The sequence below is a fragment of the Curtobacterium sp. MMLR14_006 genome (genome assembly GCF_001864985.1).
Classification (GTDB): domain Bacteria; phylum Actinomycetota; class Actinomycetes; order Actinomycetales; family Microbacteriaceae; genus Curtobacterium.
Genome location: NZ_MJGU01000001.1, coordinates 126,345 through 144,222 on the forward strand (window position 1 = coordinate 126,345; position 17,878 = coordinate 144,222).

General features: G+C 72.6%; 19 protein-coding genes. 9 read left to right on the plus strand and 10 right to left on the minus strand.

What is annotated here, in order from left to right; genetic code table 11:
• The first annotated feature begins 145 nt into the window (after window positions 1-145).
• Together BIU94_RS00575 and BIU94_RS00580 are read left to right on the plus strand one after the other, a co-directional pair.
• A complete protein-coding gene (locus BIU94_RS00575) occupies window positions 146-382 on the plus strand; it encodes a PTS transporter subunit EIIB (protein WP_071253138.1) in 237 nt (78 codons plus the stop codon).
• Complete coding sequence (locus BIU94_RS00580; protein WP_071253140.1) at window positions 379-831, plus strand: glucose PTS transporter subunit IIA; 453 nt, start codon at window positions 379-381, stop codon at window positions 829-831. The genes BIU94_RS00575 and BIU94_RS00580 overlap by 4 nt, the downstream gene beginning before the upstream one ends.
• A gap of 102 nt (window positions 832-933) precedes the next feature.
• Here BIU94_RS00580 and BIU94_RS00585 read toward each other — a convergent pair whose 3' ends face one another.
• The 6 genes from BIU94_RS00585 to BIU94_RS00610 form a co-directional block, all read right to left on the minus strand.
• On the minus strand, window positions 934-1,668 hold the full coding sequence (locus BIU94_RS00585; RefSeq protein ID WP_071253142.1) for a GntR family transcriptional regulator: 735 nt from the start codon (window positions 1,666-1,668) through the stop codon (window positions 934-936).
• 127 nt (window positions 1,669-1,795) lie between these two features.
• Window positions 1,796-2,371: a GNAT family N-acetyltransferase gene (locus tag BIU94_RS00590; RefSeq protein ID WP_071253144.1), complete on the minus strand. Its 576-nt coding sequence runs from the start codon at window positions 2,369-2,371 to the stop codon at window positions 1,796-1,798.
• Between the two features lie 164 nt (window positions 2,372-2,535).
• Entirely contained in the window at window positions 2,536-4,134 is a 1,599-nt protein-coding gene (locus BIU94_RS00595) for a dihydrolipoamide acetyltransferase family protein (RefSeq protein WP_071253146.1), read from the minus strand.
• Window positions 4,135-4,177: 43 nt separating this feature from the next.
• Window positions 4,178-5,137, minus strand: a complete 960-nt coding sequence (locus BIU94_RS00600) for an alpha-ketoacid dehydrogenase subunit beta (protein WP_071253213.1) — start codon at window positions 5,135-5,137, stop codon at window positions 4,178-4,180.
• 89 nt (window positions 5,138-5,226) lie between these two features.
• Entirely contained in the window at window positions 5,227-6,360 is a 1,134-nt protein-coding gene (locus BIU94_RS00605; protein WP_071253148.1) for a thiamine pyrophosphate-dependent dehydrogenase E1 component subunit alpha, read from the minus strand.
• A gap of 23 nt (window positions 6,361-6,383) precedes the next feature.
• On the minus strand, window positions 6,384-7,463 hold the full coding sequence (locus tag BIU94_RS00610) for a histidinol-phosphate transaminase (RefSeq protein WP_071253150.1): 1,080 nt from the start codon (window positions 7,461-7,463) through the stop codon (window positions 6,384-6,386).
• A 50-nt stretch (window positions 7,464-7,513) separates the two neighbouring features.
• On the opposite strand from BIU94_RS00610, the gene BIU94_RS00615 reads away from it, so the two are divergent.
• From BIU94_RS00615 to BIU94_RS00635, 5 genes are all read left to right on the plus strand, one after another.
• Complete coding sequence (locus tag BIU94_RS00615; RefSeq protein WP_071253151.1) at window positions 7,514-7,912, plus strand: phage holin family protein; 399 nt, start codon at window positions 7,514-7,516, stop codon at window positions 7,910-7,912.
• A gap of 48 nt (window positions 7,913-7,960) precedes the next feature.
• Window positions 7,961-8,473 carry a low molecular weight protein-tyrosine-phosphatase gene (locus BIU94_RS00620; RefSeq protein WP_071253153.1) on the plus strand — a complete coding sequence of 171 codons (513 nt, stop codon included), beginning with the start codon at window positions 7,961-7,963 and terminating at the stop codon, window positions 8,471-8,473.
• Window positions 8,470-9,855, plus strand: coding sequence for an adenylosuccinate lyase (gene purB, locus BIU94_RS00625; protein WP_071253154.1), 1,386 nt, complete (start codon window positions 8,470-8,472; stop codon window positions 9,853-9,855). Before BIU94_RS00620 ends, purB begins: the two co-directional genes overlap by 4 nt.
• A 227-nt stretch (window positions 9,856-10,082) precedes the next feature.
• Window positions 10,083-11,336, plus strand: a complete 1,254-nt coding sequence (locus BIU94_RS17580; protein ID WP_071253155.1) for a PT domain-containing protein — start codon at window positions 10,083-10,085, stop codon at window positions 11,334-11,336.
• Window positions 11,337-11,338: 2 nt separating this feature from the next.
• Window positions 11,339-12,139, plus strand: a complete 801-nt coding sequence (locus BIU94_RS00635; protein WP_254782916.1) for a L,D-transpeptidase family protein — start codon at window positions 11,339-11,341, stop codon at window positions 12,137-12,139.
• 151 nt (window positions 12,140-12,290) lie between these two features.
• Here BIU94_RS00635 and BIU94_RS00640 read toward each other — a convergent pair whose 3' ends face one another.
• Complete coding sequence (locus BIU94_RS00640) at window positions 12,291-13,205, minus strand: LysR family transcriptional regulator (protein ID WP_071253156.1); 915 nt, start codon at window positions 13,203-13,205, stop codon at window positions 12,291-12,293.
• 71 nt (window positions 13,206-13,276) lie between these two features.
• Between BIU94_RS00640 and BIU94_RS00645 the strand changes: the two genes are divergently transcribed.
• The gene (locus tag BIU94_RS00645) at window positions 13,277-14,356 is read left to right on the plus strand and encodes an EamA family transporter (protein WP_254782915.1); all 1,080 of its coding nucleotides are present in this window, start codon (window positions 13,277-13,279) and stop codon (window positions 14,354-14,356) included.
• Here BIU94_RS00645 and BIU94_RS00650 read toward each other — a convergent pair.
• Window positions 14,325-15,302, minus strand: coding sequence for an epimerase (locus BIU94_RS00650; RefSeq protein WP_071253157.1), 978 nt, complete (start codon window positions 15,300-15,302; stop codon window positions 14,325-14,327). The genes BIU94_RS00645 and BIU94_RS00650 overlap by 32 nt on opposite strands.
• Window positions 15,302-15,985 (minus strand): DUF4166 domain-containing protein, encoded by a 684-nt coding sequence (locus BIU94_RS00655; RefSeq protein ID WP_071253158.1) that lies wholly within the window; start codon window positions 15,983-15,985, stop codon window positions 15,302-15,304. Before BIU94_RS00655 ends, BIU94_RS00650 begins: the two co-directional genes overlap by 1 nt.
• 48 nt (window positions 15,986-16,033) lie before the next feature.
• On the opposite strand from BIU94_RS00655, the gene BIU94_RS00660 reads away from it, so the two are divergent.
• Entirely contained in the window at window positions 16,034-16,948 is a 915-nt protein-coding gene (locus tag BIU94_RS00660; RefSeq protein ID WP_071253159.1) for a cation diffusion facilitator family transporter, read from the plus strand.
• Window positions 16,949-17,239: 291 nt separating this feature from the next.
• Here the strand turns inward: BIU94_RS00660 and BIU94_RS00665 are convergent, their stop codons facing one another.
• Window positions 17,240-17,839 (minus strand): hypothetical protein, encoded by a 600-nt coding sequence (locus BIU94_RS00665; RefSeq protein ID WP_071253160.1) that lies wholly within the window; start codon window positions 17,837-17,839, stop codon window positions 17,240-17,242.
• Window positions 17,840-17,878: the final 39 nt, after the last annotated feature.

Sequence of the window (17,878 nt, forward strand, 5' to 3'; positions counted from 1 at the left end):
GGGTGAGTTGAGTCGCGCAGCCGGCGCAGGTAACCTCGGCGGTGTCGCCAGGCCCGGTCCTGTCCGGTCATGACCAGTTCCGTAGTCTGATCCGAGACCGGTCCCGTGTCAACCTGGTACGAAAACCCTTAACGAGGAGGAAACGATGGCCGACATCAAGGCAGCCGACATCATCGCCGCGCTCGGCGGTGCCGACAACATCGAAGAGGTCGAGGGCTGCATCACGCGCCTCCGCGTCGAGGTCGAGGACGGCGACCTCGTCGACAAGGCCGCACTGCAGGCTGCGGGCGCCCAGGCGGTCGTCGGCGGCGGCACCGGCTGGCAGGTCATCGTCGGCACGGTCGCCGACAACCTCGCGCAGGACATCCAGGACGAACTGTGACGGTCGTCCGCACCCCCTTCGCCGGCCCCGTCGTCGGTCTCGCCGACGTGCCGGACCCGGTGTTCGCCGGTCAGCTCGTCGGAGCGGGCGTCGCGGTGGACCCGACCGGTGTCGAGGGTGCGATCACCGCCGTCGCCCCGGTCGACGGCACCATCGTCAAGCTGCACCCGCACGCCTTCGCGCTGCAGGGCGCTGCGGGCACCGACGTCCTGGTGCACGTCGGGATCGACACCGTGAAGCTCTCGGGCGAGGGCTTCGAGCTCCTCACCACCGAGGGCGCGACGGTCACGGCCGGCGACCCGGTCGTCCGCTTCACCCCCTCGGTGATCAGTGCGGCCGGCTACTCGCCGATCTGCCCGGTCGTCGTGCTCGGCTCTGCGCCGGACACCGTCGACCAGGGCACGGTGGGCACGTCGGTGCGCGACGGCGACACCCTGTACGAGGTCTGACCCGGCTCCACCCCGGTTTCCTCCCGGTCCTTCCCGCCGAAGCGACTGTGTCCCGCGAACTGTTCGCGGCACACAGTCGCTTTCGCGTACCCGGCCGGGGATTCAGGCGACCGCGGGGGTCGCGGTGACCTCCATCTGCACCCGGTACCGGTCCGACCGGTACCAGCTCCGGGTGTGCTCCACGGGGCGCTCCCCCGCGTAGGACACCCGGTCGAACTCGAGCACCGGAGCACCCGTCTTCGTGCCGAGCAGCGTCGCGACGTCGTCGGCGGCGGGGTTCGCCGCCACGGTCTGCTGCGCCCGGTCGATCGGCGTGCCGTACGCCGTCGCGATGATCGAGTACACGGAGCCCGACAGGTCGTGGTCGAGCAACCCGGGGAACGCGTCGGCCACGAGCCAGGCGTCGTCGATCGACACCGGGGCGCCGTCGGCCATCCGCAGTCGCTTCACGTGGTACGCCGACGCCTCGGCATCGAGTCGCAGCGCCGCGACCGTGTCGCTCGGCGGCACGCGTTCCTCACGCACGAGCACGACCGTCGTCGGCACGTGGCCCATCGCGCGCATCTCCTCGGTGAAGGACGCGAGGTGGAGGGTCGACTGCACCGGTCGGTGCGCCACGAACGTGCCCTTGCCGCGGACTCGCTCGAGGTAGCCCTCGTTGACCAGCTGCCCGAGGGCCTCGCGCACCGTGATCCGCGAGACGCCGTACTCGGTGATGAGCTGCCGCTCGGACGGGATCGCCGCACCGGGGGCGAGCCGCGTCGTCACCAGGTCGAGCAGGATCCGGCGCAGTTGCTGGTGCTTGGGCTCGGCACCCTCGGTGATGTGAGACGTCATCGGCTCCTCGTGCTCCGTCGCTGGTCTGCGGGGTGGTCATGCGCGGACATGACCAGTTCCCATCACAGTAGCGATCGATGCCGGGAACGCCAATGCACGTGTCACCGCACGGCGTCGCCGTGAGTGCTCAGGCGTTCGCGACGAGCCAGGCGAACTGCGCGTCGGAGAGGGCACGATCCGCCCAGACCTGGCCCTCGACGCCGGACTCGGTGCGCACGCTGGCGGGTCCATGCCACACGAGGGACAGCCCGGCTCGACGGAGCACCGCGGCCGAGGCGGGGTTGTTCGTGAGCACGCGCCCCGTCACCGGGACGTCGCACGCCGTCTCGGCAGCGGCCCGGACGGCGGCGAGTGCGATCTCGGAGGCGAAGCCCTGCCCCCACGCGGCCGGCGCCAGCCGGTACCCGAGGTTCCACACTCCGCCGGCGGTCATGTCGACACCGCCGACGCCGACGAACGCGTGGTCCGATGCGGTCCGGACCGTCCACGACCCCAGCCCGTGCCGTGCCCGACCGCCGATCTTCCGCTGCACCATGTCGACGCTCGAACTGCGGGCGACGTGCCGCCCCGACGGCAGGTGCTGCCAGGTGCCGGCGTCCGAGAAGAGCGCGTGCACGTCGTCGATGTCGGCCGGGGACAGTGCGGTGAGCATGAGGCGATCCGTTCGGATCTCCTGCGACGGGGTCAGGAGCTGGTGGACCATGCACCGATCATGCCGCCATCCACCGACATCCGCGTGAACACCACGCGACGAGTCCGCGAGTGAGCAGAAGACGCCGAGTGGCCTCGGGCGAGTCGGCGTCTTCTGCTCACTCGAACGCGAACGTGCGCACACGCGCACGCAGCGCGGCCCGCCCGCCGGACGCGTCAGTCGAGCAGGAGCGCCGGCTCCTCGAGCACCGAGGCGACGTCGTGCACGAAGCGCGACGCCACGTCGCCGTCGACGACCCGGTGGTCGAACGAGGCGCCGATGGTCGTCACCATGCGCGAGCGGACCTCGCCGTCGACGACCCACGGCTTCGGCTTGATCGTGCCCATGGCGACGATCGCGACCTCGCCCGGGTTGAGGATCGGCGTCCCGGTGTCCATGCCGAACACCCCGATGTTCGTGATCGACACCGTGCCGTTCGCCATCTGCTTCGGCGTGGTCTTGCCGTCGCGGGCGGTGATCGTCAGCTGCTCGAGGGCCTGGGCGAGCTCGAGCAGGGACATGTCCTGCGCGTCCTTGATGTTGGGCACGATGAGCCCGCGCGGGGTCGCGGCCGCGATGCCGAGGTTCACGAAGTGGTGGACGATGATCTCGCTGTCGGTCCAGGTCGAGTTCACCGACCGGTTCCGGCGGACCGCCCAGATGACGGCCTTCGCGACGATGAGCAGCGGCGAGACCTTCACCCCGGCGAACGTCGGCGACGCCTTGAGCCGCTTGACGAACTCCATGGTGTGGGTGGCGTCGACGTCGACGAACAGCGACACGTGCGGCGCGGTGAACGCAGACGTCGTCATCGCGGTCGCGATGGCCTTGCGGACGCCCTTGACCGGGATCGTCTCGCTGCGCACCTCGCCCCACTCGGGCGTCTCGATGTTGCGGAAGACGCTCGCCTGCTTCGCGTGGCGGATGACGTCGTCGCGGGTGACCTCGCCGGCCAGGCCCGTGGCGACGATCTCGGTGAGCTCGACGCCGAGGTCCTTCGCGAGCTTGCGGATCGGCGGCTTCGCGAGCACGTTCGTCGCGACGCTCTGCTTGCGTGCGGGTGCGGTGCCCTGCGCGGTGATCGCCTCGGCGGTGCTCGCCTCGCCCGGGTCGGTCGCGGCCTCGGCCGCTGCCGCGGCGTCCGCACTGGAGGCACGGCTCGCCTCGGCCGCCAGCGCTGCGGCCCGGCGGGCGCCCGGCTTCCGGCGGGAGGGCGACGACGTCGCGGAGCCGTACCCGACGAGGACGGCGCCGGAGGACTCGTCCGAGCCCTGGACGGAGGCGTCGACCGCGACCGGCTGGGCCGGTGCAGCCGTGGGCGCAGCGGCGGCAGGCGCAGCGGCGGCAGGCGCAGCGGCGGCGGGAGCAGCGGCGGGCGCCGGAGCGGGCGGGGTCTGCGCGACCGGCGCCACCGGGGCGGGCGCGGCCACGGGGGCGGCGACCACCGGCGAGGCCGGGACGCTGTCGGCGACCGGTGCCGGGCCTCCCGAGGGACCAGCAGGAGCCGTGACCGGCGCGCCGGAGGCGACCGACGCGTCGGAGTCGACGCGGATGATCGGCTTGCCGACCTCGACCGTGTCACCCTCGGACACGAGCAGCCCCGTGACGGTGCCGGCGAACGGCGAGGGCAGCTCGACGAGCGACTTCGCGGTCTCGATCTCGACCAGCACCTGGTCGACCGTGATCTCGTCGCCGATCGCGACGCGCCACTGCACGATCTCGGCCTCGGTGAGGCCTTCACCCACGTCGGGCAGGGGGAATTCGGCGGCGGCCACTACGGCTCCTTCGCGGATCTGGTCGGGCTCGGTGGGGGTCGGGTCAGTAGGCGAGGGCGCGGTCCACGGCCTCGAGCACGCGGTCGGCGTCCGGCAGGTGCAGGTGCTCCAGCTTCGACACCGGGAACGGGATGTCGAAGCCCGAGACGCGCAGCGGCGGCGCCTGCATCGTGTAGAACGCCCGCTCGGCGACCGTCGCGGCGATCTCGCTGCCGACGCTCACGAAGCCGGACGCCTCCTGTGCGATGACCAGGCGACCGGTCTTGCGGACGGACGCGAGCAGCGGCTCCCAGTCGATCGGGGAGATCGAGCGGAGGTCGATGACCTCGCAGCTCGTGCCCTCGGACTCGGCGAGCTCGGCGGCCTGCATGAGCGTGGCGACCATCGCGCCGTGGCCGACGAGGGTGACCTCGGTGCCGGTGCGGGCGACGCGGGTGGTGTGCATCGGGACGTGGCCGTCGACGAGGTCGACCGGGCCCTTCGGCCAGTAGCGCGACTTCGGCTCGAGGAAGACCACCGGGTCCTTCGACGCGATGGCTTCCTGGATCATCCAGTAGGCGTCGTTCGGGGTGCTCGGGCTGACGACCCGCAGGCCCGCCGTGTGCGCGAAGTACGCCTCGGGCGACTCCTGGTGGTGCTCGACGGCGCCGATGTGGCCGCCGTAGGGGATCCGGATGACGACCGGCAGCGACATGTGCGCGGGCAGGCGGTTCGCCATCTTCGCGAGCTGCGAGGTGATCTGGTCGAACCCGGGCCAGACGAAGCCGTCGAACTGGATCTCGACCACCGGGCGGTAACCGCGCAGGGCCAGGCCGATCGCGGTGCCGATGATGCCGGACTCGGCGAGCGGGGTGTCCCGGACGCGTTCGGCGCCGAAGCGCTCCTGCAGACCCTCGGTGATGCGGAAGACACCGCCGAGCTGGCCGATGTCCTCGCCCATGAGCAGGACCTTGTCGTCCGCCTGCATCGCGGCGGCGAGCCCGGCGTTGAGGGCCTTCGCCATCGGCAGGGTCGGGGTGGGGTCGCTCGGGACTTCGCCGGCGCCCGGGTGGGAGCGCAGGGTGTAGTCGAAGAGCTGCTCGGTGGTGCTCATCAGTGGGCGCTCCCCTCGAAGCCGGCCTCGTACTGTTCGAGCCAGGCCTTCTGCTCGGCGACCAGCGGGTGCGGCTCGCGGTACACGTTGTCGAACATGACGTCGACCGACGGCGGCGTCAGCGCGACCGTGCGGCGGCGGACGTCGGCGGCGATGTCCTCGCCCTCGGCCTCGATCGCGGCGAACTGCTCGTCCGTCGCGCCCTTCGAGCGCAGGTACGCCTCGGAGCGGACGATCGGGTCGCGGCGGACCCAGCCCTGCAGCTCGTCGTCGCCGCGGTACCGGCTCGGGTCGTCCGAGCTGGTGTGCGCGCCGATGCGGTAGGTGTCGGCCTCGATGAACGCCGGCCCCTGGCCGCTGCGGGCGTGGTCGGTGGCGACGACCGATGCCGTGTACGACGCCAGGATGTCGTTGCCGTCGATGAGGACGCTCGGGATCCCGAAGCCGCGCGGGCGGTCGACGAGCGGGGACGGCGACTGCACCGTCACCGGGACCGAGATGGCCCAGTGGTTGTTCTGCAGGAAGAAGACGACGGGGGCCTTCGTCGACGCGGAGAACACGAAGGCCTCGTTCACGTCGCCCTGGCTGGTGGCGCCGTCGCCGAAGTACACGATGGAGCATGCGTCGCGGTCGGGGTCGCCCGTGCCGACGTCGCCGTCGAGCTTCTGGCCGAGGGCGTACCCGGTCGCGTGCAGCGTCTGGGAACCGATCACGAGCGTCGAGATGTGCGTGTTGCCGCGCTGGTCCGGGTCCCACCCGCCGTGGGTCTGCCCGCGGTACATCGCGATGATCTCCATCGGCTCGACGCCGCGCTGCATCGTGACGGCGTGCTCGCGGTAGGACGGGAACACGTGGTCCTGGGCGCGCAGGGCGAAGGCGGAGCCGGTCTGAGCCGCCTCCTGCCCGTGGCTCGGCACCCAGAGGCCGAGCTGGCCGGTGCGCTGCAGGTTGTGGCCAGCGTGGTCGAACCGACGGGTCAGCACCATGCGGCGGTGCATGGCGAGCAGCGTCTCGTCGGGGATCGCCCGCGCAGCGGCGGCGAACTCGGCGTTCTCGTCGGTCTCCACGAACCGCCCCTCGGGGTCGAGGAGCCGGACGGTGGTCGTCGCGGGAGCCGCGGCGCGGAATGACATGCGGGCCAGCGTAGCGGCAGCCATCAGTCGGCCACCTGGAGGTCCCCCACAAGCGAGCGGGCCGTTTCGAGGAGCGTTCCCACAGCCTCGTGCTCGCCGATCGAGATGCGCACGCCCTCGTCGGCGAAGGCCCGGACGATGATGCCGGCGCGCTCGAACGCCTCGGCCGCGACGGCGGTGCCGGGGCCGGTCGGCAGCCACACGAAGTTGCCCTGCGCGTCCGGCACGGCCCAGCCCTGCTCGCGCAGTTCGGCCACGACACGGTCCCGCAGCGTGGCGATCTCGGCGACCCGCTCGAGCAGTTCGTCCTCGCGCTCGAGGCTCGCCATCGCGGCGGCCTGCCCCTGCGCCGTCACGGAGAGGGGGATCGCGCACGCGCGGACGGCGTCGAGCACGTAGACCGGGCCGATGGCGTAGCCGACCCGCAGGCCGGCCAGCCCGTACGCCTTCGAGAAGGTGCGGAGCACGACGAGGTTCGGGTACCGCTCGAGCAACGGGTGGCCGTGCACGGCGGACGCGTCGGTCACGAACTCGGCGTACGCCTCGTCGAGCACGACCAGGACGGACCGCGGCACCGCGGCCATGAACGACGCGAACTCGGCAGCGGTGACGACCGGACCGGTCGGGTTGTTCGGCGAGCACACGATCACCATGCGGGTGCGCTCGGTGACCGCCGCGGCCATCGCGTCGAGGTCGTGCCCGCCGTCGGGACGGTTCGGCACCGGAACGCTCGTGGCGCCCGCGACGGTGACGACGCCGGGGTAGGCCTCGAAGGACCGCCAGGCGTAGACGACCTCGTCGCCGGGGCCGGAGGTCGCACGCGCCAGCTCGTGCAGGATCGCGACGCTGCCGGGCGCGACGTGGACCTCGTCCGCGGTGACGCCGAAGCGCTCGGCGAGGGCGGCACGCACGGCGAGCGCCGTGGCGTCGGGGTAGCGGTTGTACGCGGTCTGCGCCTGCACGGCCTGCACCACACCGGGCAGCGGCGGGAACGGGTTCTCGTTGCTGGACAGCTTGAAGGCGGAGGCCTCGGCCTGACGACCCTGCTTGTAGGCGGGGAGGACGGCGACCTCGGGCCGGATGTGCACACGCTGCTCGCTCACCCGGCCAGGCTACCGGCACGCACGCGGGGACCCGCGGGCATCATGGGTGCATGCGATTCCTCGTCCGCCTCGTCGTCAACGCCGTCGCGCTCTGGCTCACCACGCTCATCGTCCCCGGTGTCACCGTGCACGCCTTCGGCGACCAGGGCACGGTCGCCACCGTGCTGACCTACCTGCTCGTGGCGTTCGTCTTCGGCCTCGTCAACGCCGTCATCGGCACGATCATCCGGATCGTCGCCTTCCCGCTGTACGTCCTGACGCTCGGGCTCATCTCGTTCGTGGTGAACGCGGTCCTGCTGCTCATCGTCGCCGGGATCTCGGAGGCGTTCGGCTTCGGCCTCGACGTCGACTCGTTCGGCTGGGGGATCGTCGGCGCCTTCGTGCTCGCGGTGTTCGCCTGGCTGATCGGCCTGTTCGTCCGGCCGGTGCTGCGCCGGCAGCGCGCGTGACCCGAGGGGACCTCGCGGTCGTCGGCCCGCCTGCGTCATGATGTGCTCATGACCCAGGACGCCGACGCCCCGTTCCGCGTCTCCTTCGTCTGCAGCGGCAACATCTGCCGCTCCCCCATGGCCGGCGTCGTCTTCGCGCAGCTCGCCGCGGACGCCGGCCTGGCCGACCGCTTCCAGGTCGAGTCGGCCGGCACCGGCGACTGGCACGTCGGCGAACCCGCCGACGAGCGCACGATCGCAGCCCTCGCGGCACGCGGATACGATGGCAGCAGGCATCGCGCCCGTCAGTTCGAGCCGGACCGGTTCCCGGACCTCGACCTGGTGGTCGCACTCGACCGCTCCCACGAACGCGTCCTGCGATCGTGGGCACCGACCATGGACGACGCCGCCAAGGTGACGCTCCTGCTGCGGTACGACGACGCCTGGCCCCAGCAGACCGACGTGCCCGATCCGTACTACGCGGACCGCCACGAGTTCGACCGAGTGCTCTCGACCGTCGAACGGGCCTGCCGGGCGCTCTTCCACCAGCTCGAGCCGGCCGTCCGTCAGGGAGCCCCATGACCCCCCTTCCCCCGCAGCCGATCAGCCCGCTCGACGGGCGGTACTACCCGATCGTGCACACCGTGGGCGAGCACCTCTCCGAGGCCGGGCTCAACCGCGCGCGCGTCCTCGTCGAGGTCGAGTGGCTCGTCTTCCTGACCGACCACGCGATGTTCACCACCTCGCCGCTCAGCGTCGACGACAAGGCCGCCCTGCGCCGGATCGTCGAGACCTTCGGCCAGGACCAGATCGCCGAACTCGCCGAGATCGAGGCGACGACCCGCCACGACGTCAAGGCCGTCGAGTACTTCGTGCGCCGCCGGCTGTCCGAGCTCGGGCTCGACGCCATCGCCGAGCTCACCCACTTCGCGGCGACGAGCGAGGACGTCAACAACCTGTCCTACGCCCTGACCGTGCGGGACACCGTCGAGCAGGTCTGGCTGCCGGGCTTCCGCGCAGTGCTCGACACGCTCCGGGCCCTGGCCGTCGAGCTGAAGAGCGTCCCGATGCTGTCGCACACGCACGGGCAGCCCGCGACCCCGACCACGCTCGGCAAGGAGCTCGCGGTGGTCGTGTACCGCCTCGAGCGCGTGCTCGCCCAGATCGAGGGCGGCGAGTACCTCGGCAAGTTCTCCGGCGCGACCGGCACCTTCTCGGCACACCTCGCCGCCGACCCCGAGGCCGACTGGCCGACGCTGTCGCGCGAGTTCGTCGAGGGCCTCGGGCTGACCTGGAACCCGCTCACCACGCAGATCGAGTCGCACGACTGGCAGGCCGAGCTGTACGACCGGGTCCGGCACGCCAACCGCATCCTGCACAACCTGGCGACCGACGTCTGGACCTACATCTCGATGGGGTACTTCACGCAGATCCCGGTGGCCGGTGCCACGGGCTCGTCGACGATGCCGCACAAGATCAACCCGATCCGCTTCGAGAACGCCGAGGCGAACCTCGAGATCTCGTCGGCGCTGTTCTCGACGCTGTCCGAGACGCTCGTGACGAGCCGCCTGCAGCGCGACCTGACCGACTCGACGACCCAGCGCAACATCGGCGTCGCCTTCGGGCACTCGCTGCTCGCGCTCGACAACCTGCGTCGCGGCCTGGGCGAGATCGCCGTGAACGAGACGCGGCTGGCCGAGGACCTCGACCACAACTGGGAGGTCCTCGCCGAGGCGATCCAGACCGTCATCCGCGCCGAGGTGACCGCGGGGCAGTCCTCGATCGAGGACCCCTACGCCATGCTCAAGGAACTCACCCGCGGCAAGCGCGTCACCCAGCAGGACCTGGTGGCGTTCGTGAACGGCCTCGACATCTCGGACGGCGCGAAGGCCCGGCTGGCGAACCTCACGCCGGCGTCCTACACGGGGCTGGCCGACGAGCTCGTCGACCACCTGGAGGTCTGACCGACCACGCAGGTCGCGTCCCGGACGCGACCACCTGACGGACGGGAGGCCCGTGGCTGCGCAGCCACGGGCCTCCCGTCCGCCGTCCGGTCACCACGTGACGGATCGCATCCGACAGGTGCGGAAACCTGACCGTATTGATAGGTTCGATGTGCTGAGTACATCTCAGCACGGGGGGAGTCGCAGTGGACGAGCCCTGTCAACCGACCGGATGGACCTCCAACACCGTGATTCGTTCCCGCATCACCGCGGCCGCCATCGGCGCCACCGTGCTCGGCGTCAGCGCCGTTCTCGTGCCCACCGCCTCCACCGCCCAGACGAACGTGGTCGGGGCCTCGTCGACCGTGACGTGGGCCGACACGGCCTCCGCGTTCAAGGCCGTCCCGAACTCGGACACGATCCCCCTGAACGACCAGCTGTACTTCCTGCCGCTGGGCAGCTCGGACGCCGAGTCGATCACCGACGTCGCCACGCTCGACGAGGACGGCCTGTCCGTCTCCGACGGTGAGGGCGGCGTCGCACTGATCCGCGGCCTGACCAAGCCGGTCGGCGCGACGGACCTCGGTGCACTCGCCGGCAGTGTCCAGCTCACGACCACGGGCGCGACGAGCTTCGCCTTCGCCGTGCAGGCGAAGGACGACGCGTCCGACCAGTCCGTCTACTACTCGGTCGACGGCGAGTGGTACGACGCGCGGACCGGCGAGACCGACACGACGGCGGAGTTCGCCGCTGACCTGAAGCGGGACGGCTCCGAGGTCGTCGGCTACATCGCCTTCGTCGGCGTGGACGTCGGCGCCGACCTCGCCACCCCGCCGCCCGCCACCGACGAGCCGGCACCGACCCCGACGGACGAGCCGACCGCCGAGCCGACCGCTGAGCCGACGGCGGAGCCGACCGCTGAGCCGACGGCGGAGCCCACCGCCGAGCCGACGGCGGAGCCCACCGCCGAGCCGACCCCGACGGAGATCCCGTCCGCCGAGCCGACGGCCCCCGCCGTCCTGCCGGACGACCTGAAGACCCTGGCCGCGCCGCTCGAGTCGAGCTCCCAGGCGCTCGCCGCCGACGCCAGCGGTTCGATCAGCGCCCTGCGCGTCGACGACACCACGACGTACTTCACGCCGCAGCCGACCGCAGCCGTGCGTGCCGTCGCAGCCTCCACCAGCCTGACCGAGGCCACCACCACCGGTGTCCGCGTGCAGGGCTCGGGCTTCGCGCCCTACGAGACGGTCACCGCAGCCATCGGTGACGAAGCGGACGCCACCGTGATCCCGGGCGTGCAGTTCACCGCGGACGCGGACGGCAACGTCAGCGGCTCGATCGTCCTGCCCGCCGACCTCGTCGACGCGGCCGGCACCTACGCGCTGGGCCTCGTCGGTCTGTCGTCGGCGCAGTCGGCCACGACCGCGATCGTCATCACCGCCGATGCGGGTACCGCACCGGTCGCCGTCCCGGTGCCCGGAACGGCTGCCTTCACGGGCTGATCTTGCCGATCCTCCCGACCGAGCCACGGCGGCGCGCGACCCTGGTCGCCGCCGCCGTGGCCGTCGTCTGCGCGGGGGCGGTGGCGTTCGTCGCCCTCGGCCCCCTGTCAGCGGCTCCCGCCCCCACGCCCACCCGGTCGGTCGCCGCCTCGACGCCGACCCCCACCCCGACGCCGTCGACGTCACGGGCACCGGTCGACGGTGTCGACGCCCCCGCGAGCACCACCGTCGCGGCTGTCCGCGGCGCCGAGGTGCAGGTCAGCGCGACCGCGGGCGGCGCGGTGTCCCAGACCCTGTCGAACCCGCAGGAGTCCGGCGCCCCGCGCGTCTTCCGCGTGGTCGACCAGCAGGACGGCTGGGTGCAGGTCCAGCTCGCCCAGCGCCCGAACGGCTCCGTCGGCTGGGTGCGTTCGAGTGCGGTGTCCCTCTCCGAGGACCCGTACGCGATCGTCGTCACCCGCTCGACCAAGACCCTCGACCTGTACAAGGACGGCGAGGTCGTCGAGAGCTACCCGGTCGCCACGGGCACCGGCGGCACCCCGACGCCGACCGGCAGGTTCGCGCTGACCGAGCTGCTGGCCCCGACGAACAGCGGCTACGGCCCGTACGCCTACGGCACGACGGCGTTCTCGGACGTCCTCAACTCGTTCGGCGGCGGCCCCGGCCAGATCGGCCTGCACGGCACCGAGGACGCGTCGAGCATCGGCACCGCCGCCTCGCACGGCTGCATCCGCATGCACAACGACGACATCACCGCGCTGGCCGAGCTGCTGCCGCTCGGCACGCCGTTCCAGGTGCGCTGACGCCCGCGCTCGGCGCTCGTTCGCTCGGCGCTCCTCGCTCCCCGCTCCCTTCGTGAGCAGCAATGGTCGGGTCCCGTGACGGGACCCGACCATTCGTGCTCACGAAGCGGGCCCGTCGTGCCGCACGGTCGGACGGGGGTGCGCAACCACCTCAGGTGGTGACGTGCCGCGCCTCGGCGACCAGGGCCTCCAGGACGGTGCGCACGACCGGACGCACCGCGCGGTCCGGCCGGACCAGCGCCTCGATCCGCCGACCGGCGCGCACGTCGGCGAGTTCCGCCAGGTGGAAGCGGGCCGCCGCTCGGGTGCCGGACGTGTACCGCGGCACGAGGGCGATGCCGTGTCCCGCCGCCACCAGGTTCTCGATGACCGGCAGGTGGATCGTGCGGAACGCGACGCTCGGCGGGGTGTCGGACGCGGCGGCCATCGCGTGCAGCACGCGGTCGATGGGGTAGCCCTCGGGGACGCCGATCCACGTCTCGCCGACGACCTCGTCGACCCCGACCCGGTCGCGTCCGGCCAGCGGGTGCCCCGGCGGGAGCGCGACGTCGAGCGGTTCCCTGAGCAGGGGCACCGTCTCGAGGGCCGCCTGCCCGGTCGGCCGGACGCCGTCGGACCGGTGCCCGACGACGACGTCGTGGTCGGCGGCGAGCGGGGCGAACTCCCCCTCGCTGACGTCCACGTCGACCAGCGTCAGGTCGATGCCGAGGTGTGCGCGCATGCGCGTGAGGACCCCCGGCAGCAACAGCTCGGCGGCCGAGGGGAAGATCGCCAGGTCGACCCGCCCGGTCGCGCCGCCGAGGTGCTCCTGCCAGGCGGCGTCGACCCGGGCGATCGCCGTGGCCACGCCGGCGGACAGGCCGGCGAGCACCTCGCCGTGCGTGGTCAGCCGCACGCCGCGACCGACGCGCTCGACCAGCGGGACGCCGACCTGGCGCTGCAGCGTCTGCAGCTGCTGCGAGACCGCACTCGGGGTGCGGTGGGTGGCCTCGGCGACGGCGGTGACGCTGCCGCGCTCCGCGAGTTCGCGCAGGACGGCGAGCAGCTGCACGTCGAAGTCGACCATGCAGGGAGGCTACAACGTCGCTCGCAGACATTTCGCTGGTCCTGAACGATGTCTAGCGCCACCATCGGAGCATGAGCACCCGCGACCGCGTCCTCGCCCTGGTCGTCGCCGTCGTCTGGGGGCTGAACTTCCCCGCGACGGCCCTCGCGCTCGAGCACTTCTCGCCGTTCCTGCTCGCGGCCCTGCGGTTCACGATCCTGGCGGTCCCGACGCTGCTCGTCGTCCCGCGACCGCGGATCCCGTTCGGGCGGCTGCTGCTCGTCGGCCTCGGGCTCGGCGTGCTGCAGTTCTCGTTCCTGTACCTGAGCATGGCGTCCGGCATGCCCTCCGGGCTCGCGTCGCTCGTGCTGCAGGCGTCCGCGCCGTTCACCGTGGTGCTCGCCGGGGTGTTCCTGCGCGAGCGGCTGACCGGGCGACAGGTCACCGGCGTGACGGTCGCGGTGGCCGCCCTGGCCGTGATCGCCCTGCACCGCTCGCAGACCGCGGCACTGCTGCCGGTTGTGCTCGCCCTGTGCGGTGCCCTCGGGTGGGCGATCGGCAACGTCGCGACCCGTCGGGCCGGAGCGGCGAACCCGCTGCACCTGACCCTCTGGTGGTCGGTCGTGCCGCCGATCCCGATGGCCGTGCTGTCGTTCGTGGTCGAGGGGCCGGACCGCATCGGCGCCGCGCTCGGGACCGCCCTGACCCTGCGGGCGCTGCCCGCCGACCTCGGGCTGCTCTACATCGTCGTCGTCGCGACCCTGGTCGGGTACGGCATCTGGTCGCGGCTGCTCGCGACCTACCCGTCGAGCACCGTCGCCCCGTTCTCGATGCTCGTGCCGGTCGTCGGAGTCCTGGCGTCGTGGGCGGCGTTCGGCGAGGTGCCCGACCTGGTCGAGGTCCTGGCGGGGGCCGTCGTGGTGGCTGCCGTGCTGTGGTCGTCCCGCCCCGCACGGTCCGTGCGACCGGGGCGTCCCCTCCGACCTGGGCGTCCCGTGCGGCCGGGCCGGGGTGGGCTCGGCGCCGAGGTCGCGGAACACGCCGCAGCCGCGTCGCCGAGGTCGCAGGACGTGCCGCCCGAGCCCGTCGCGAGCGGCAGTCCGCGCGACCTCGGCGGGACACCGCACCCCGAGCCGACGGTCAGCCCCGGTGCTGGCGGCGCTCCGCGATGATCTCGGCGAGCGCCCCGCGCAGGTGCGGGTAGCGGAACTCGTAGCCGGCCTGCGTCAACCGCGACGGCACGACCCACCGGCTCTTCAGCACGAGCTCGGTCTCGGTGCGGATCGCGAACGACCCGACCTCGAGCATCCACCGCCACGTCGGCAGGCCGAACCGCCGCCCGACGGCGTCGCGGAGGGTCGCCATCACGGTGCGGTTGTCCGACGGGTTCGGGCTCGAGACGTTGACCGGCCCCTCGATCTCCGGGTGGTCACGGACGAAGCGCACCACCCCGAGGACGTCGGCGATGTGCACCCAGCTGAAGCGCTGCCGGCCGTGTGTCGGGCGGTGGTGGTGGTACGTGCCGGCGCGGAGCCGGGAGCGCGTCGGGAACCACGGGCCGTCGTACTGCGGGCCGCCGAGTCCGGCCTGCGCCAGACGCAGCAGGGGCACCAGCGCGCTGCCGTCGCCGAGCACGATCGCCATCCGCAGTGCCACCCGCCGGGTCTGCGGCAGGTCGGCGTCGAAGAACGCGCCCTCCCACGCCCGCGCCACCGAGACCGAGAAGCCCTCGCCGAGCTCGCCCGTCTCGTCGTCCTGCGGACGGTCGTCCGCGTGCCGGTAGATCGTCGCCGTCGAGGCGTTCAGCCACAGCGGCGGCGGGTGCTCGGCCGTGCGGATCGCCTCGGCGAGCTCGAGCGTGGTGTCCACACGGGAGCGCATGATCTCCGCCCGGTTCCGCGGGCCGTACCGGCAGTTCACGCTCTTGCCCGCCATGTTCACGACGAGGTCGGCCCCGTCCACGAGTTCACGGATGCGCATCGTGTTGCCCCACACCGCGTCGCCGGACCGGCCGACGGTGACGACGCGGTAGCCCTCGTCCGCGAACGCGTTCCGCAGGTGTTCCCCCACGAAGCCGCTCGCTCCCGCGATCACGACCTTCGGCTGCTGCTCGACCATCAACGTCCCCTTCCCGGACCGGCATCGGGCACGACGGCGTACCGGAACGCCCCCTCGTACCGGTACAGCGTGCCGAGCACCGGGGCCGAGAGCACCAGGGACACGCGCTGCACGTCCGCTTCGTCATCGAATCGTTCCACGAGCGTCACGCGCGGCGAGACGACGGCCGGGAGGCGCACCTCGCGTCCCAGCGCACGGAACGACACGTGCGTGGAAACCAGGCGCAGGGCGCCCGCGTCCGGACCGTGCGCGTCGACCTGCGCCCGGAGCCGGGCGCTGACACGCCCGCGGCGACCGAGGTGGTCGACGAGGCCGGCGGGCTCGGCGGTGATGGCGTCGACCATCGTGCGGCTGCCGGAGCGGAACCGGAAGGTGCGGTGTGCGCGGACCGCGGGGCGGGCCTCCTGGCCGGTGCCGGTGCCGGTGCCGCGTCCGACGCGGACCGGACGGTTCTCGACCGTGAACGGGACGTCCCGTTCCCACACCGGGAACATCACGGCGTCGCGGGCGAACACGGAGAGTACCGGCCAGAGCCAGCGGCGGGGTGTGCCGACGACGGTGAAGACGCCCTCGCCGCGACCCACGTGGCCCGGCGGGATCGCCCCGAAGTACGTCCGGAGCCGTGGGTGCAGCCGCGCCAGGACGTCGGGCGGTGTGGACAGCTGGTAGGGCGACCGGTGCACCCTGCCGATCCTGGCACGTCGTCGGTGCGGGTCAATACGATGACGGGCATGGGTCACGACCACGGACACGCGCACGGGCACGCGTCCGAGCGCGCGCTGCTCGTCGCGTTCTGCATCTCGGCCGCGATCCTGCTGGCCGAGGTGGTCGGTGCGGTCCTCACCGGCTCGCTCGCTCTGCTCGTCGACGCCGGGCACATGGTGGTCGACACCGGCGGGCTCGGCATCGGCCTGGTGGCGACCCGCCTGGCCCGCCGCAGCCCGACCGCGCAGCGCACCTGGGGCTTCCAGCGCGCCGAGGTGCTCGGTGCCACGGCGCAGGCGGCGATCCTGCTCGCGGTCGGCGTCTACGTCGTCATCTCGGCGGTGCAACGGCTGTTCGTCCCCGACGAGGTCCACGCCGGACCCCTGCTCGTCTTCGGCGTGGTCGGGCTCGTCGGCAACGTCGTGGCGTACGCGGTGCTGCTCCGGGCCTCCGGCGAGGGGTTCACCTCACGAGCCGCCCGGCTCGAGGTGCTCAACGACACCCTCGGCTCGGTCGCCGTCATCGTCGCCGCGGTCGTGCTCCTGCTGACCGGGTGGGAGCGTGCGGACTCCGTCGCCGCGATCCTCATCGGGCTGCTCATCCTGCCGCGGGCCGTCCGGCTGCTCCGCGAGACGGCGAACGTGCTGCTCGAGGCGACGCCGCCGGGGCTCGACCTCGACTCGGTGCGGCGGCACATCCTCGAGCTCGACCACGTCATCGCGGTGCACGACCTGCACGCGACCCTGGTGGCGACCGGCGTCCCGAACCTCACCGCGCACGTCGTGGTGGACGACCACTGCTTCTCGACCGCGCACGCCCCGGCGATCCTCGACGAGCTGCAGCAGTGCGTCGCCGAGCACTTCGACGTCCCCGTGGAGCACTCGACGTTCCAGCTCGAGCCGGTGTCGCACCGGCGGCACGAGCACGACGTGCACGCGTAGCGCGGCTGCGCGGCGCGGCGCGACGGGCGGCGGCCGGCCGGGCGCGGGCCGGGCGGGCCGAGCCGGCTGGCACCCGGTTCGCGACGATCCACCAGTCGATCGACGCGTGTGCCGTCGCACGGTGCACACGCATCGGCTTCGTGCGCATGTTCCGACCGGACACGAGTCGATCGTCACGTGGTCTGTCGCAGACTGCACACGCATGCACGCACGCGCCGACTCCGACCGGCAACCGGCGGCCGGCCCGCGGCCCGGGCCCCCGGCCCCCGGCTCGCGGTGCCCGCCCCCGCGTCAGCAGTCGTCGGTGCGCGTCGGGTACGCCGTGATGACGCGGTCGGTCGTCGCCGAGACGATGACCTTCACGAAGGGGTCGGCGTCGGGGCGCGAGCCGTCGTCGAACCGCACGGGAGCGGCGTAGCAGACCTTGCCGTCGCCGGCGTCGAGCGGGAACCCGGTTCGCGGGTCCTCGAGGGCGGTCTGCACGGCCGTGAGCATGGCGTCGTCCCAGTCCCGCGAGCCGTGGCCGGCGACGACCTCCTGCCAGTCGGCGGTGTGCCGGACGCGGATGTGCTCGTAGCCCTGTGCCGAGGTGCCGCACTGCATGGTGATCCGTCCGAGCGCGTCGGTGTCGTACTCCGCCACGGCGGACCGGCTCGAGGACCCGCACCGGTCGAGCACGTCGCCACCGGGCAGGTCCGGCCCGGTGCGCGTGATGGTGACGGTGCCGTCGCCGGACGGTGCGGGAGCGGCGCCCCGCGTGGTGGTCGCACCGCCGATGGTCGGGTCGTCGGTGCCGCGCTCGGCCGTCAGGTACACGCCCCCGGCGACGAGACCGACCGCGATCACCGCGGCGAGTCCGGTGACGACGGACCGGTTGCGCTGCTGGGACACGCGCCCAGTATGCCGGAGGCGGCACGACCGCGGGGTCGT